This window comes from Sphingobium soli (assembly GCF_020782245.1).
Taxonomy (GTDB): Bacteria; Pseudomonadota; Alphaproteobacteria; order Sphingomonadales; family Sphingomonadaceae; genus Sphingobium; species Sphingobium soli.
Genome location: NZ_JAJGNP010000017.1, coordinates 37,694 through 50,528, shown reverse-complemented (window position 1 = coordinate 50,528; position 12,835 = coordinate 37,694). Strand labels below are relative to the sequence as shown.

The 12,835-nt window shown below is 66.8% G+C and carries 13 protein-coding genes; 5 read left to right on the top strand and 8 right to left on the bottom strand.

Features of this window, described 5'->3' with window-relative positions; translation table 11 throughout:
- Positions 1 to 29 precede the first annotated feature (29 nt).
- Entirely contained in the window at positions 30 to 1,031 is a 1,002-nt protein-coding gene (locus LL253_RS16395) for an adenosine kinase (protein ID WP_228227867.1), read from the bottom strand.
- A 107-nt stretch (positions 1,032 to 1,138) separates the two neighbouring features.
- Here LL253_RS16395 and LL253_RS16390 point away from each other — a divergent pair, with 107 nt between their 5' ends.
- Entirely contained in the window at positions 1,139 to 1,795 is a 657-nt protein-coding gene (locus tag LL253_RS16390; RefSeq protein ID WP_228227866.1) for an EI24 domain-containing protein, read from the top strand.
- Positions 1,792 to 2,163 (top strand): hypothetical protein, encoded by a 372-nt coding sequence (locus tag LL253_RS16385; RefSeq protein WP_228227865.1) that lies wholly within the window; start codon positions 1,792 to 1,794, stop codon positions 2,161 to 2,163. The genes LL253_RS16390 and LL253_RS16385 overlap by 4 nt, the downstream gene beginning before the upstream one ends.
- Before the next feature lie 288 nt (positions 2,164 to 2,451).
- On the opposite strand, the gene queG is transcribed toward LL253_RS16385, so the two are convergent.
- Complete coding sequence (queG, locus tag LL253_RS16380; RefSeq protein WP_228227888.1) at positions 2,452 to 3,492, bottom strand: tRNA epoxyqueuosine(34) reductase QueG; 1,041 nt, start codon at positions 3,490 to 3,492, stop codon at positions 2,452 to 2,454.
- 43 nt (positions 3,493 to 3,535) lie between these two features.
- Here queG and LL253_RS16375 point away from each other — a divergent pair, with 43 nt between their 5' ends.
- The 3 genes from LL253_RS16375 to msrB are packed head-to-tail and all read left to right on the top strand — an operon-like array spanning position 3,536 to position 6,208.
- On the top strand, positions 3,536 to 4,525 hold the full coding sequence (locus LL253_RS16375) for an ABC transporter ATP-binding protein (protein WP_228227864.1): 990 nt from the start codon (positions 3,536 to 3,538) through the stop codon (positions 4,523 to 4,525).
- On the top strand, positions 4,522 to 5,712 hold the full coding sequence (locus LL253_RS16370) for an ABC transporter permease (RefSeq protein WP_228227863.1): 1,191 nt from the start codon (positions 4,522 to 4,524) through the stop codon (positions 5,710 to 5,712). Before LL253_RS16375 ends, LL253_RS16370 begins: the two co-directional genes overlap by 4 nt.
- Before the next feature lie 19 nt (positions 5,713 to 5,731).
- Positions 5,732 to 6,208: a peptide-methionine (R)-S-oxide reductase MsrB gene (msrB, locus tag LL253_RS16365; protein ID WP_228227862.1), complete on the top strand. Its 477-nt coding sequence runs from the start codon at positions 5,732 to 5,734 to the stop codon at positions 6,206 to 6,208.
- Here the strand turns inward: msrB and LL253_RS16360 are convergent.
- The 6 genes from LL253_RS16360 to LL253_RS16335 all read right to left on the bottom strand — a co-directional run bounded on the left by LL253_RS16360 (position 6,189) and on the right by LL253_RS16335 (position 12,813).
- Complete coding sequence (locus tag LL253_RS16360) at positions 6,189 to 7,955, bottom strand: hypothetical protein (RefSeq protein WP_228227861.1); 1,767 nt, start codon at positions 7,953 to 7,955, stop codon at positions 6,189 to 6,191. The two genes, msrB and LL253_RS16360, sit on opposite strands and share 20 nt — an antisense overlap.
- Positions 7,933 to 8,340 (bottom strand): GtrA family protein, encoded by a 408-nt coding sequence (locus tag LL253_RS16355; RefSeq protein ID WP_009820382.1) that lies wholly within the window; start codon positions 8,338 to 8,340, stop codon positions 7,933 to 7,935. Before LL253_RS16355 ends, LL253_RS16360 begins: the two co-directional genes overlap by 23 nt.
- Positions 8,341 to 8,344: 4 nt before the next feature.
- Positions 8,345 to 9,868: an NAD(P)/FAD-dependent oxidoreductase gene (locus LL253_RS16350; protein WP_228227860.1), complete on the bottom strand. Its 1,524-nt coding sequence runs from the start codon at positions 9,866 to 9,868 to the stop codon at positions 8,345 to 8,347.
- Between the two features lie 195 nt (positions 9,869 to 10,063).
- Complete coding sequence (locus LL253_RS16345) at positions 10,064 to 10,396, bottom strand: UrcA family protein (protein ID WP_009820384.1); 333 nt, start codon at positions 10,394 to 10,396, stop codon at positions 10,064 to 10,066.
- 174 nt (positions 10,397 to 10,570) lie between these two features.
- Positions 10,571 to 12,160 (bottom strand): bifunctional phosphoribosylaminoimidazolecarboxamide formyltransferase/IMP cyclohydrolase, encoded by a 1,590-nt coding sequence (purH, locus tag LL253_RS16340; RefSeq protein ID WP_228227859.1) that lies wholly within the window; start codon positions 12,158 to 12,160, stop codon positions 10,571 to 10,573.
- 86 nt (positions 12,161 to 12,246) lie between these two features.
- Positions 12,247 to 12,813: a DUF1993 domain-containing protein gene (locus LL253_RS16335; RefSeq protein WP_228227858.1), complete on the bottom strand. Its 567-nt coding sequence runs from the start codon at positions 12,811 to 12,813 to the stop codon at positions 12,247 to 12,249.
- Between the last annotated feature and the right edge of the window lie 22 nt (positions 12,814 to 12,835).

Sequence of the window (12,835 nt, the reverse complement as noted above, 5' to 3'; positions counted from 1 at the left end):
AGACCAGCCGCGCCTTCCGCTGCGCCAGGTCAGGCGAACAGCTGGTCGCGGATCACCACCAGATCGGCCTCGGGCCGCGCGCCCCAATGGGAAATCACTTCCGCCGCCGCCGCTGCGCCGAGGTTCAGGCAATCGGCAACATCGCGCCCCTCGATATGGGCGGCAAGGAAGCCGGCGGCGAACAGGTCGCCCGCGCCGGTCGTGTCGATGATCTGGCTGACCGGCGCGGCGGGCGCTTCATAGCGTGTGCCATCGACCACCGCGACTGCGCCCTTTTCGCTGCGCGTCGACACCAGCACCGGCACTTTGCCGGCGAAGCGGGCGAGCGCCTTGTCGAAATCATCCACCTGCGCCAGCGACTGGATTTCGCCCTCGTTGGAAAAGAGGATGTCGATAAGACCCTGGTCGATGAGGTCGATGAAGTCGGCGCGATGCCGGTCGATGACGAAATTGTCCGACAGGGTGAAGGCGACCTTACGGCCCGCGCCGCGCGCCGCGTCGATCGCCGCCCGCATCGCCGCGCGGGGCTGTTCCGGGTCCCACAGATAGCCTTCGAGATAAAGGATGCCGGCAGAGCGGATCATGTCGAGGTCGAGCGCGGCTTCCGGCAGGAATTGCGAGGCGCCCAGAAAGGTGTTCATCGTGCGCTGCGCGTCGGGCGTCACCAGGATGAGGCAGCGGGCGGTAGGCACGTCGCCCTTCATGGCGGGCGTGTCGAACCGGATGCCGAGCGCATGGACGTCATGGGCGAAGACCTCACCCAGCTGATCGTCATTGACCTGACCGATGAAACCGCATTTTTTCCCCAGCGCAGCCAAGCCCGCCAGCGTGTTGGCGGCCGACCCGCCGCTGATTTCCTTGGCCTGGGGCATGTCGGCATAGAGGCTTTCGGCCATGGCGGCGTCGATCAGCTGCATGCCGCCCTTGGTCAGCGCGTGCTGCGCCAGAAAGGCATCGTCGCTGCGGGCGAGAACATCGACAATAGCGTTGCCGATGGCGACGACGTCGAGCGTGGGGGCGGAAGCGGTCACGCAATATCCTTATGCTGGTAATAAAATTGCGCCGTCTCTACCGGGCCGGCGGCGTGGGCGCAACGGCGCTGATTGACGGCGGGGCTAGGGCAGCGGATAGCGGAAGCATGATCCTGACCGCCGCGCTGCGCGCTTTCCCTTCCATCTTCCAGCGGGCGACGCTGCGCTTGTTGGCCAAGACTTTGGCGCTGACGCTGTTGCTGTTCGCGCTGCTGGGCGCAGCCCTGTGGAGCGGATTTCATGCCGCGCGGCTGGCGCTGGGCTGGGGCGGCGGGGGCCTGGCCGAGGCAAGTGCAACGGCGATCGTCCTGCTCGCGGCGGGATGGCTGCTGTTCCGGGCGACGGCGATGGCGGTGATGGGCCTGTTCGCCGACGATATTATCGCGGCGGTCGAACGCGCCGACTATCCCCAGATCGCGGCCCGGCCCGTGGGGTGGGGGCGCAGCGTGCGGCTGGCGCTCGCCTCGCTGGCGCGCGCGATCGGCTGGAATGTGCTGGCGCTGCCCGCCTATATCGCGCTGCTGGTGACGGGCGTGGGGACGATCGGCCTCTTCCTGGCGCTCAACGCCATTCTGCTGGGCCGCGACATGGCCGACATGGTCGAGCCGCGTCATCCCGCGCTGCCACCCATCCCGCGCGGCAGCCGGTGGCTCATGGGGCTCGTTTCGGCGCTTCTGTTCCTGGTGCCGCTGGTCAACCTGCTTGCGCCGATCTTCAGCGCAGCTATGGCGGTGCATATGCTGCTTGGCCGGAAGACCCGATGAAGATTGCCCGCCCTGTCCTGTCGGTCCTGCTGCTCGCCCCGCTGGCGGCCTGTGGCGGATCGGTCGTTCCCAGGGGCAGCTACGCCCCACCCCCCGCCGGCCCGCCGGCCAGCGCATTCCAGAAACAGGGTCCATTGCTGGGGTCGGACGCGCGCCGCCTGACACAATTGTTCGGCACGCCCCGGCTCGACATTCGCGAAACCACGGTGCGCAAGCTGCAATTCGCCAATGGCCGCTGCGTACTCGACGCCTATCTCTATGCGCCCGCGCGCGGCAAGGAGCCGGTGGTGACGCATGTCGACGCGCGCAACCCGACCGGCGCGGACGTCGATCCGGCCGCCTGCGTGAGCGCGCTCCAGAGCAAATAGGCGGCGCTGTTCCGATTGGCCGAAGTTCACAGTGTCGTGGGGCCTTTTGGGGTGCGAAGCGACACCGAAGCGTCTGCGAAGCGACCGCGACGCGACAGTGGTCGCAGGGAGCGGAAGGCAGCGCGAAGGGCAAGAAAAGGCGGTGTCGGTGCATCGCCAAGGGTAAAGCAGGCGAAATCCTATTTTGGAAGAAAATAGGATGGGCGGGCCTTTAGCGGCACAGCCTTGTGTCTGATGGAGCATTGCGGGGAGAGATGGGTCCCCGCTTTCGCGGGGGTGACGGGGGGGTCAGGCGGTGAGTTTGGCGATGGCCCAGGCAGCGGCTTCGGCGATGACGGGGTCTTCATCGTCGCACAGGGGGCGTAAGCGTGCGAGCAGGCGCGGATCGGCGCTGTTGCCTGCGGCGATGGCGGCGTTGCGGACCAGGCGGTTGCGGCCGATGCGCTTGATCGGCGAGCCGGAGAAAATCTCGCGAAAGGTCGCGTCATTGAGGTCGAGCAGGTCGCCGATATCGGGCGCGGCGAGTTCGGCGCGGCCAAGGAACGCCTTGTTCGCGGCGGCATGGTCGGCAAATTTGTTCCAGGGGCAGACCGCAAGGCAATCGTCGCAGCCATAGACGCGGTTGCCGATGCCTTCCCGCAAATCCTGCGGGATCGGCCCCTTATGTTCGATGGTGAGGTAGGATATGCAGCGGCGCGCATCGACGACATAGGGGGCGGGGAAGGCATCGGTCGGGCAGGCGGCCTGACAGGCGGTGCAGCTGCCGCAATGATCGCGTTCGGGCGCGTCGGGCGTCAGCGCCCGTTCGGTATAGATGGCGCCAAGGAACAGCCAGCTGCCATGGTCGCGACTGACCAGATTGCTGTGCTTGCCCTGCCAGCCAAGGCCGGCACCCTGCGCCAGGGGTTTTTCCATCACCGGCGCTGTATCGACGAAGACTTTAAGGCCGCCCGATTCGTCCTCGCGCGGCTGCTGCTCCACCAGCCAGCGGGCAAGCGCCTTCAGCGCCTTTTTCACGACGTCGTGATAATCCTTGCCCTGCGCATAGACCGAAAAGCGCGCGCGGTCGGGCGCATCGGCCAGCGCCAGCGGATCGCGGCCAGGCGCATAGCTCATCCCCAGCATGATGACGCTGCGCACGGCGGGCCACAGGCCGCGCGGCGAACCGCGTTGGTCGGCGCGCTCCTCCATCCACAGCATGTCGCCATGATGGCCGGCGTCCAGCCATTGGCGCAGCCGCGCGGCGCTTTGCGGCGCGGCGTCGGCGTCGGCGATACGGCAGGCGGCAAAGCCCAGCTGCTGCGCCTGCGCCTTCAGGCGCTGCTCCAAGGTTTCTATAGGCACGGCCACGGGTCCAGACTATCAGGGCGGGATGATCGGCGACACCCCGGCCCCGTCCTCCGCCTCCATTCCGGCCCCCATGCCCGTCTTCGCCGTCGAAGGCCATGGGCTCGTCAAGACATTCGGCAACTTCCGCGCGGTCGATGGCGTCGACATCGCGGTGCCCGCGGGCGCGATCTACGGCATTTTAGGCCCCAATGGCGCGGGTAAGACGACATTGCTGCGCACCTTGCTGGGGATTGTCGACCCGGATGCGGGCGAGCGGCGGTTGCTGGGGGCGAGCCAGCCTTTGCGCATGGCGCAGCAGGTCGGCTATCTGCCAGAAGAGCGCGGGCTTTATCCTTCGATGAAGGCGTTTGAGGCGATCGCCTTCATGGGGGCGCTGCGCGGATTGCCGCTGGCGGAAGGGCGGCGCCGGGCCAAGGCTTTGCTGGAAGATCATGGGATGGGCGCGGCCATCGCCAAGCCGATCCGCCAACTGTCCAAGGGGATGGCGCAGACGGTGCAGTTATTCGGCACGATCGTGCATGAGCCGCGCCTTATCGTGCTGGACGAGCCCTTTTCCGGGCTGGACGCGATCAACCAGGAAAAGCTGGAGGCGCTGATCCGCGAGCAGGCGCGGCGCGGCGTCACCATCCTGTTTTCCACCCATGTCATCGCCCATGCCGAACGGCTGTGCGAGCGGGTCGCCATCATCGCGGGCGGGCGCATCCGGTTCGACGGCACGGTCAGCGAGGCGCGCGACCGCCTGCAACCGCAGGTGCGGCTGCGCACGCGGGCGACCGACGGGGCATGGCGGCGCGCCTTGCCGCCCGATACGATGGCGCAGGAAGGGGCGTGGCATTTCGCCCTGCCGGCCGAGGGGATCGAGCCGCTGCTGCGCGCGCTGATCGACGACCGGGCGGGGATCGAGAGCCTGTCGATCGAGCGGCCGGGCCTTCACGACGCTTTCGTCGCGATCGCCGGCGAAGCGGTGGCGCGGCAGATGCGCGATGAAAAGGACAAGGAGGCGCGGGCATGAGGGCATTGTGGCGCGCGGCGTTCGTCATCGCCCGGCGCGATTTCACCGCCGTGGTGCTGTCGCGCACCTTCATCCTGTTCCTGCTGGGGCCATTGCTGCCGATCGTCATCGGCTTTGCCTTTGGCGGGCTGGGCGAGCGGATTTCGCGGTCGGACCTGCGGCCGGCAGTGGGCGTGGCGCTGGCCCCGGCGGAGACGGCGGCGATGCTGCGGGCGGAGCACAGGTTGGTCGAGCGAATGGGTGCGGATGCGCTGCCGCACCTGCAAAAAGCCCCGCTTGCGCCCGATCCCCGCACGCAATTGGCGGACCCGGATTCGCAGGTGGTGGCGATCATCTCGGGGAGTCTGACGCGCCCGATGCTGACGGGAAAGCCGGAAGATCTGGACCGGTTGCAGGGCGACATAAGCCTGCTGGCGACGGCTGCGCTGGCGGAGCGGACGCTGCGGTTCGTGCCGGTCGAGCGGCAGGAAGTCGCGACAAGTCTGGGCGCGCAGGCGCAGGCGCGACTGCTGATCGGGCGGGCGGCGCAGGTGGTGATATTTTTCCTCACTATCTTGCTGGCGGGCATGATCCTGTCCAACCTGGTTGAGGAAAAGACGAACAAGATCATCGAGATATTGGCGGCCGCCGTGCCGATCGACGCGATCTTCCTGGGCAAGCTGATGGCGATGCTGGCGATGAGCCTGGTGGGCATCGCCTTCTGGGGCGGGACGGCGTTCGCCATTTTCCTGGCGGTGGGCGGGCAGCCCGCGGGGCTGCCCGCGCCGGCGGTGGGGTGGCCGATCTTTCTGGCGCTGGCGCTCGCCTATTTCACCATGGCCTATACGCTGCTGGGGTCGCTGTTCCTGGGAATCGGCGCGCAGGCCGCGACGGTGCGCGAGGTGCAGACGCTCAACATGCCGATCACCATGGGGCAGATGCTGATCTTCTTCTTCGCCAGCTATGCCGTCGACCATATGGGATCGCCGGCCGAGATCGCTGCGTGCATCTTCCCGTTCAGTTCGCCCTTCGCGATGATCGCGCGGGCGGGGCAGGATGCGGCGGTGTGGCCGCATCTGCTGGCGTTGCTATGGCAGGCGGCGTTCGTGGCGCTGATCATCCGGGTGGGCGTGCTGTTGTTCCGGCGGCATGTGATGCAGTCGGGCGGGCGCTGGTGGAAACAGCTGTTCAGGCCGGCGACAGGCTGATTGCGGTACGCCGTCGCCCATGGACAGACGGCATTTTCTGGGCGGCATCGCCAGCGGCGTGGGCGCGGTGGCGCTGTGGCAATTGTTGCCGGGCGAGGCGGAGGCGGCCTATGCCTATACGCTGACCGACGCGCAATGGCGCAAGAAGCTGAGTCCCTGGGCCTATAAGGTGTTGCGGCAGGAAGCGACCGAGCATCCCTATAGCAGCCCGCTCAATGACGAGCATCGCGCCGGCATCTTTAGCTGCGCGGGATGCGCGCAAAAGCTGTTCAGCAGCAAGACCAAGTTCGACAGCGGCACCGGCTGGCCCAGTTTTTGGGCGCCTTTGCCGCGCGCAGTGGGCACCAACCGCGACTTCGCGCTGGGCTATCCGCGCACCGAGGTGCATTGCGCGCGCTGCGGCGGGCATCTGGGCCATGTGTTCGATGATGGCCCCAAGCCCACGGGCAAGCGTTATTGCATGAACGGCGTGGCGCTCAGCTTCCAGCCCGCCTGATCCGCCAGACCCGCAGCGGTCCCTTACCCGGCAGCGGTTCCAGCCAGTCCGGCGCGCGGCCCTGCCGGACCATGGCGGCCAGCCCCTCAGGGTTCTCGCGCGCGTAGGAGCGGAGTTCCGTCAGCGAATCGCACCCGACCAGATAGGTCGCGCCGCTGCCCGCGACGATGGATCGCGCCTGTTGCGGGTCGGCGACGAAGGCGCGGATGACTTCCGTCAGGCCCGCGACATTGCGGTGATGCGCGGTGGCGATGACGCTGTGGCGGGTGCGGAGTAATATGTCCGGCCCCATGTCGATCGGCGCAAACAGGGTGGCGGGCGGCAGGCGGTCGAGGGGTGCGAGGAGGAATTGGGCGCGGCAGTCGGCAGCGGCGCTCTTGTCTTCGGGCGGGTGGTGGGAGACAAGCGCGATCCAGGCAGCGCTCAGCCCCGCCGGGGTCAACAGCACCAGCGCGGCTGAACCAAGGACACGGATGATCGCGCTGGGCGCGGCCTGCGCGCGGCGAAAGAGCAGGACGATCAGCCAGGCGATGCCCGGCAGCGCCAACAGATGGGCGACCGACAGGGCGCGCATCACCAGCATCGCCACCAGGGTTGCGCCAACGATCAGCAGTGCCAGCGTCGCCCAGCGCGCTCGCGCCGCACCCGATGCGTGCCATGCCGCCAGCAGCGCGCCGGCAAGACCTGTCAGCGCCGGCAGCAGGATGGCACCGCGCATGGCAAGATCCTGCGCCCAGATCGGCCGCCCTTCCATGACCTTGAGATACCAGAGGCGATAGGCGACCGGGCCGAGCGCGGCGAAGGGATCACCCGACAGGCAGGGGCCGCCGGTCATGAGGAAGGTCGCGACCGCTGCGCCGCCGGCCAGCGCGGCGACGATCAGCCGCCGCCTGGCGGTATCCAGGCCGATCAGGCGCCCCGCCAGCGCCGCTATGACCGCCAGCGCAAGGAGCGGCCAGACATAGGCGTAGGATAGCGCATCGCATTGCGTCGCCAGCAGCGCGCCCGGCCCGCGCAGCAGCGCTAGCAGGGTGGCGGCGGCAAGGCCGAGCGTCACCGCGAAGGCGATGAAGCCGGGCGCCTGAGCCCGGTCGATCCAGTGGCGCAGCGCGAACAGGCCGGCGAACAGTGCCGTATAAGGCAGCGCCTCGCTCGAAATCTGGAGCCATGTCGCCAGCGCGAGCGCGGCGATGACGCCGCCCCGCGCGGGCCGCCCGTCGAACGCGGCCATCAGCGCGACGCCGGCGAGCAGGATCTGCCAGCCATGGTGGTCGATGCGCAGCGGGGCGAATTGCACGAGGATGCTGGGCGATGTCAGCAGCAGGATGACGACGACCAGCGCCACGGCGCTGCCCGCGATTCGGCGCGCGGCGATGAAGGCGGCGGCGACAAGACCGCCCAGCAGTAGGAGCGGCACGGCGATGCAGGCAATGAGTTCGGCGCTCGCTGCCCCCAGCAGCGGCCGCAGGAGCAGGATGAGGCCCGCGACCGGCATGTCGACGATGCGCGACCAGTGCATCGGTCCGCCATGGGGCGGGTTCACCCGATGCTGGGACACATCGAAAAAGAATTGCCCGGCCAGCCAGTCGCGCACCTGCACCAGCCGCATCGCATCATCGGGGTCGCGAAAGGCGAGCGTCGAGAAGCGGCCATGGGCCAGCCAGATCAGGACCACGCAGCACGTCAGCCAGGCGAGTCCTGCCCAGAGCGCGGCGCGGCGCAGGTCAGGCGCGGGCGAAGACGCCATATTTGCGGATCGCATAGACGGTAAGGAAGCTGACCGGGACGGACAGGAGCTTGGCGAGCGCGGGCGCGGTGCCGACAAGGCTGAGCGCGCCGACCATCGCCATGGTCATGCCCATGCCCAGCAGCGCGCTGGCGATGAAGGCGAGGCGCTGGCCATGCGATGGCCCCGCCCCGGTGTCGAAGACGAAGCGGACGCTGATCGCCCAATGGACCAGCAGGCCGCCGGCATAGCCGCCGCACGCCGCCGCGACCGGCGGCAGGCCCAGGCGGTCCAGCAGCAGGAACAGGGCGAAGTCGCTGGCGAGCGCGATGATGCTGGCCAGCAGATAGCGGGCGAACATCAGGCGCGCGACCGGCAGCACCGCCGCCCGGAGGCGGGGGGCCATGGAGTCAGGCCGCCTTGAGCCGGGCAGGGACGGCGCGGACGCTGGCGAGCGCGGCCTGCGCGTCGGCATCCTGTCCTTCGGCGCCAGCCTCATGATATTCGGCGTCTTCATTGACCTGCCACACATCATGGACGCGGCGGCCGGCGATGATGTTGCGCACCGTCAGCATCGCCGTCATCATCGCATGGTCCTGATTGTTGTAGCGGTGCATGCCGTTGCGGCCGACCATGTGCAGCGTGGGATAGCGCGCTTCCAGTTCGGTGCGCATCGCCAGCACATTGGCGGCATAGGCGTCGTCATAGACGGGATAGGCCTTTTCCTGACGCACCACTGCGCCGCCCACGACATCATCGGGGTTGCACAGGCCAAGCTGCGCCATTTCCTGTGTCGCCAGCGCGATCAGATCGGCATCGGTCGAGGACCAGAGGCCATCGCCTTCGAAACAGAAATATTCCAGGCCCACGCAGGCGAGCGTGGGATCGGGCACCATTTCGGGCGACCAGCTGCGGAAATTCTGGATCCGGCCCACCTGCACGCGCGGGTCATGGATATAGATCCAATTGTCGGGGAAGATATCATCCCCCTTCACCATCAAGGCGACGGTCAGGAAGTCGCGATATTTGAGGTCCATCGCCTGCGGCAGCGTGGCGGGCAGCGGGTGGATGCGGCCGGCCAGTTCGCGCATCGGCGCGGAGGAAATGACATGGCCGGCGCGGATGGTGACATCGCCATCGGGACCATCGGCGATCAGCCGCCATGTGCCATGCGCCTGGTCTTCCTCCAGCCGCTTGAAACTGTGCGCCATCAGCACCTGGTTGCCGCCCGCGACCACATAGTCGCGCGCCGCGTCCCACATCATGCCGGGGCCAAGGCGCGGGTAGCGGAAACTTTCTAGCAGCGTCTTGGTCGCCATGCCGTCATTGGGCGTCTTGTTGAGGCCAAGGCTGCGCTTGAGCCCGTCCTTGACCGCGCCCCAGAGCGACAGGCCCTTGATCCGCTGCGCTGCCCAGTCGGCCGACATTTCATCGCACGGCATGCCCCAGACCTTTTCGGTGTAGGTCTTGAAGAAGATCGAGAAGAGCTTGTGCCCGAAGGCATTGACGGTCCAGTCCTGAAAGGAGCGGATGTCGCGATTGGGGAAGAGTTTTGCCTTGGCGAAGCTCGCCATGCAGAGCGTCGAGCGCCAGATGCCCAGGTTCCGCAAAGCTTCGAACGCGCGCAGAGGGTAGCTGTAATATTTGCCCTCATAATAGATGCGGCTCATGCGCGGGCGCTGGATGAAATCGTGCGGAAGAATCTCGTTCCACAGGTCGACCACCTGCTGCGACTTGGAAAAGAAGCGGTGGCCGCCAATGTCGAAGCGAAAGCCATTCAGTTCGACCGTGCGGCTGATGCCGCCGACATAGGTCGGGTCCTTTTCGATCACGGCGACGCTATAGCCCTGCTTGGTCAGCAGATAGGCGGCGGTCAAGCCGGCCGGGCCAGCCCCGATAATGGCAACATCCACCTTCTGATCGGTATGCGGCATGGCAGTCTGGTCCCCCGATGGTCTTCGTACCGCCCGGAGTGAAGGAAATCTTCTAAGGAGTGGTTAATTGCCGGTAAGCGTGACGGCGGGTGGCACAGGACAAAGGGCCGCCCCGCGCGATGCGGAACGGCCCCCTGCAGTCCCCTTCGCGGGGGAAGGCTCCAGCGCGACCGGCGCGCTTTTGCGATCGCTCGATCAGCCCAGACGCTGGGTCAGGGTGCTGAGATCGCTGCGCGCGCCGTCGATCGCGGCGCCATAGCAATTGCGATAATCGTCGGTCACGGGGATGACCGATCCATTGACGAAACCGCACACTTTCTTGGATGCGCGGATCAGGCGATAATCGGCGCGGCGCACATCGCCTGCGCTCGCGAGGTTCAGGTCGCTAAGCGAAACGGTCATCGACCGCGTTTCTGTGCCGCTGGTGCCATCGACGATCACGTCATTATTGGTGCTGCCGGCGCTGGCCATACCGGGCAGCGCAAGGGCCATCGTGGCGGCAAGGGCCGCCAGCGTCTTCATGCTCATCCTTGTCTCCTGTCGAACATGTTTCTTATCTTGTGCCCCACGTCTGACGTGGACGTAGGGTCGCACCTTAAATAGGCGCGGCAGGGCGGGTTGAAAAGAGGCCACTTGGCAAAAATTGGCGGATTTGCGCGATTTTGCAGGTGCGAACAGGATGCGTTCGCACCTGCATGAGACTCAATGCCGGAAGTGACGCATGCCGGTGAAGACCATGGCGAGGCCTGCTTTGTCGGCGGCGGCGATCACCTCGTCGTCGCGGATCGAACCGCCCGGCTGGATCACGGCGGTCGCGCCGGCCTCGACCGCGGCCATCAGGCCGTCGGCGAAGGGGAAAAAGGCGTCGGAGGCGACGGCGGAGCCGATCGTGCGCGGCTCGCTCCAGCCAGCCTTTTCCGCCGCATCCTTCGCCTTCCACGCGGCGATGCGGGCCGATTCGAGGCGGTTCATCTGGCCCGCGCCGACGCCTGCCGTGCTGCCATCCCTGGCATAGACGATGGCGTTGGACTTCACATGCTTGGCCACGGTCCAGGCGAACAGGCAGTCCTTCAATTCCTGTTCGGTCGGCGCGCGCTGTGTCACGACCTTGAGCGCATCCTGGCTGACCTGGCCATTGTCGCGGCTTTGCACCAACATGCCGCCCGCGATGCTCTTGACCTGAAGGCCCGGACGCGTCGGATCGGGCAGGTCGCCGGTCAGCAGAAGGCGGAGGTTCTTCTTTTTCGCGAAGATGGCGCGCGCGTCTTCATCGGCGTCGGGCGCGGCGACGACTTCGGTGAAGATGCCGCTGATCGCTTCGGCGGTGGGGCCATCGAGCGGGCGGTTGACCGCGATGATGCCGCCAAAGGCCGAAACGCTGTCGCAGGCGAGCGCGGCTTCATAGGCTTCGATCAGCGTGTCGCCGGTGGCGACGCCGCAAGGATTGGCGTGCTTGACGATGACGACGGTCGGCGGGCCGTCGCGAAATTCGCTGACCAGTTCCAGCGCGGCGTCGGCGTCGTTGTAATTATTGTAGGAGAGTTCCTTGCCCTGGATCTGCTGCGCCTGGGCGATGCCGCGCGCGGTGGGACCGACCGGTAGGTAGAGGGCGGCGGCTTGATGCGGATTTTCGCCATAGCGCAACGTCGCGCCCAGCGTGCTCGACAGGCTGAGCGTTTCGGGGAAGGCGACGCCCTGGTCTGCGAAAGCGAACCAGCTGGCGATCATCGAATCATAGGCTGCGGTCGCCGCATAGGCCTTGGCCGCGAGCATGCGGCGGAAGTCGTAGCTGGTCGCGCCACCCTTCTCGTCCATTTCGGCGATCAGCCGGGCATAGTCTGCCGGGTCAGTGACGATCGCCACGCTCTCATGATTTTTCGCGGCCGAACGCACCATGGAGGGGCCGCCAATGTCGATATTCTCGATAATTTCCTCGCGATCCGCGCCCTTGGCGACGGTGGCGGCGAAGGGATAGAGATTGACGACGACGAGGTCGATCGCGCCGATGTCATTCGCGTCCATCGAAGCGACATGATCCGGGTTGTTGCGCACGGCGAGCAGGCCGCCATGAACCTTGGGGTGCAGCGTCTTGACGCGGCCATCCATCATCTCGGGAAAGCCGGTGAGGTCGGAAATATCCTTGACCGTCAGGCCCGCCTCACGCAGCGCCCTGGCCGTGCCGCCGGTCGACACCAGTTCGACGCCATGCTTCCCCAGCGCCTGGCCCAGTTCGATGAGGCCCGCCTTGTCCGACACGGACAGGAGGGCGCGCTTGATGGTGACGTCGGACATGAGGCAGGCTTTCTTATCGCAGGACAGGAAGAATGGGCCGTCCCTTAGGCCGGGTCGGCGGAAAAATACAGCCTTGGGATGCGGGCTCAGCCCTGCGGCGTGCTTTGCTGGCGCAGGCGGGGCAGCATGTGCGCGACATAGTCCGCCTTGCCCAGCTCCACGCCCTGCGCGCGCAGGATGGCGTAAGCGGTCAGGACGTGGAAATAAAATTGGGGCAGCGCCCAGTCGCGCGCATAGCTGTCGGACGCCAGGTCGAAGATCATGCCATTGGGCAGGTCATGGGCAAGCGGGGCATCGCCGGCCCGGTCCAGCGCGTCTGCGGCCAGGCTGTCGAGCAGGACGAGGGTTTCGGCGATGCGCGCCCGCGCGTCCGCCATGGTGCCCGGCTGGTCGCCCGCCTGCCGCCCTTCGTCCAGCAACGCCATGACCCGGTCGGGCAGCGGCTCGTCGCGCAGGCGATGTGCGCCTTCCCACACTTGCACGCAGGCGAAGCGTACTTGTGTTGCGAGCGGGAACATGTCGGGCGCAAGCCGCGCAGACAGCAGCGTTTCCGCCTTGCCACCAGGCATCTGCACCTCGGCCTTGGCAAGCCAGTCGGCCAGCGCGCCCAGCATCTGGCGCCAAGTGGGGACGAGCAGGTTGGTCGGGGTCATGCGGCGATGTCCTTGCAGGAGC

What these genes read in the sequence shown, in the direction of transcription:
- purH (WP_228227859.1), bottom strand. Translation starts at nt 12,160, where the DNA reads ATGTCCGACGTCACCATCAAGCGCGCCCTCCTGTCCGTGTCGGACAAG.
- LL253_RS16370 (WP_228227863.1), top strand. Translation starts at nt 4,522, where the DNA reads ATGAGGGCATTGTGGCGCGCGGCGTTCGTCATCGCCCGGCGCGATTTC.
- LL253_RS16385 (WP_228227865.1), top strand. Translation starts at nt 1,792, where the DNA reads ATGAAGATTGCCCGCCCTGTCCTGTCGGTCCTGCTGCTCGCCCCGCTG.
- LL253_RS16360 (WP_228227861.1), bottom strand. Translation starts at nt 7,955, where the DNA reads ATGGCGTCTTCGCCCGCGCCTGACCTGCGCCGCGCCGCGCTCTGGGCA.
- LL253_RS16350 (WP_228227860.1), bottom strand. Translation starts at nt 9,868, where the DNA reads ATGCCGCATACCGATCAGAAGGTGGATGTTGCCATTATCGGGGCTGGC.
- LL253_RS16390 (WP_228227866.1), top strand. Translation starts at nt 1,139, where the DNA reads ATGATCCTGACCGCCGCGCTGCGCGCTTTCCCTTCCATCTTCCAGCGG.
- LL253_RS16355 (WP_009820382.1), bottom strand. Translation starts at nt 8,340, where the DNA reads ATGGCCCCCCGCCTCCGGGCGGCGGTGCTGCCGGTCGCGCGCCTGATG.
- LL253_RS16345 (WP_009820384.1), bottom strand. Translation starts at nt 10,396, where the DNA reads ATGAGCATGAAGACGCTGGCGGCCCTTGCCGCCACGATGGCCCTTGCG.
- LL253_RS16335 (WP_228227858.1), bottom strand. Translation starts at nt 12,813, where the DNA reads ATGACCCCGACCAACCTGCTCGTCCCCACTTGGCGCCAGATGCTGGGC.
- LL253_RS16375 (WP_228227864.1), top strand. Translation starts at nt 3,536, where the DNA reads ATGATCGGCGACACCCCGGCCCCGTCCTCCGCCTCCATTCCGGCCCCC.
- msrB (WP_228227862.1), top strand. Translation starts at nt 5,732, where the DNA reads ATGGACAGACGGCATTTTCTGGGCGGCATCGCCAGCGGCGTGGGCGCG.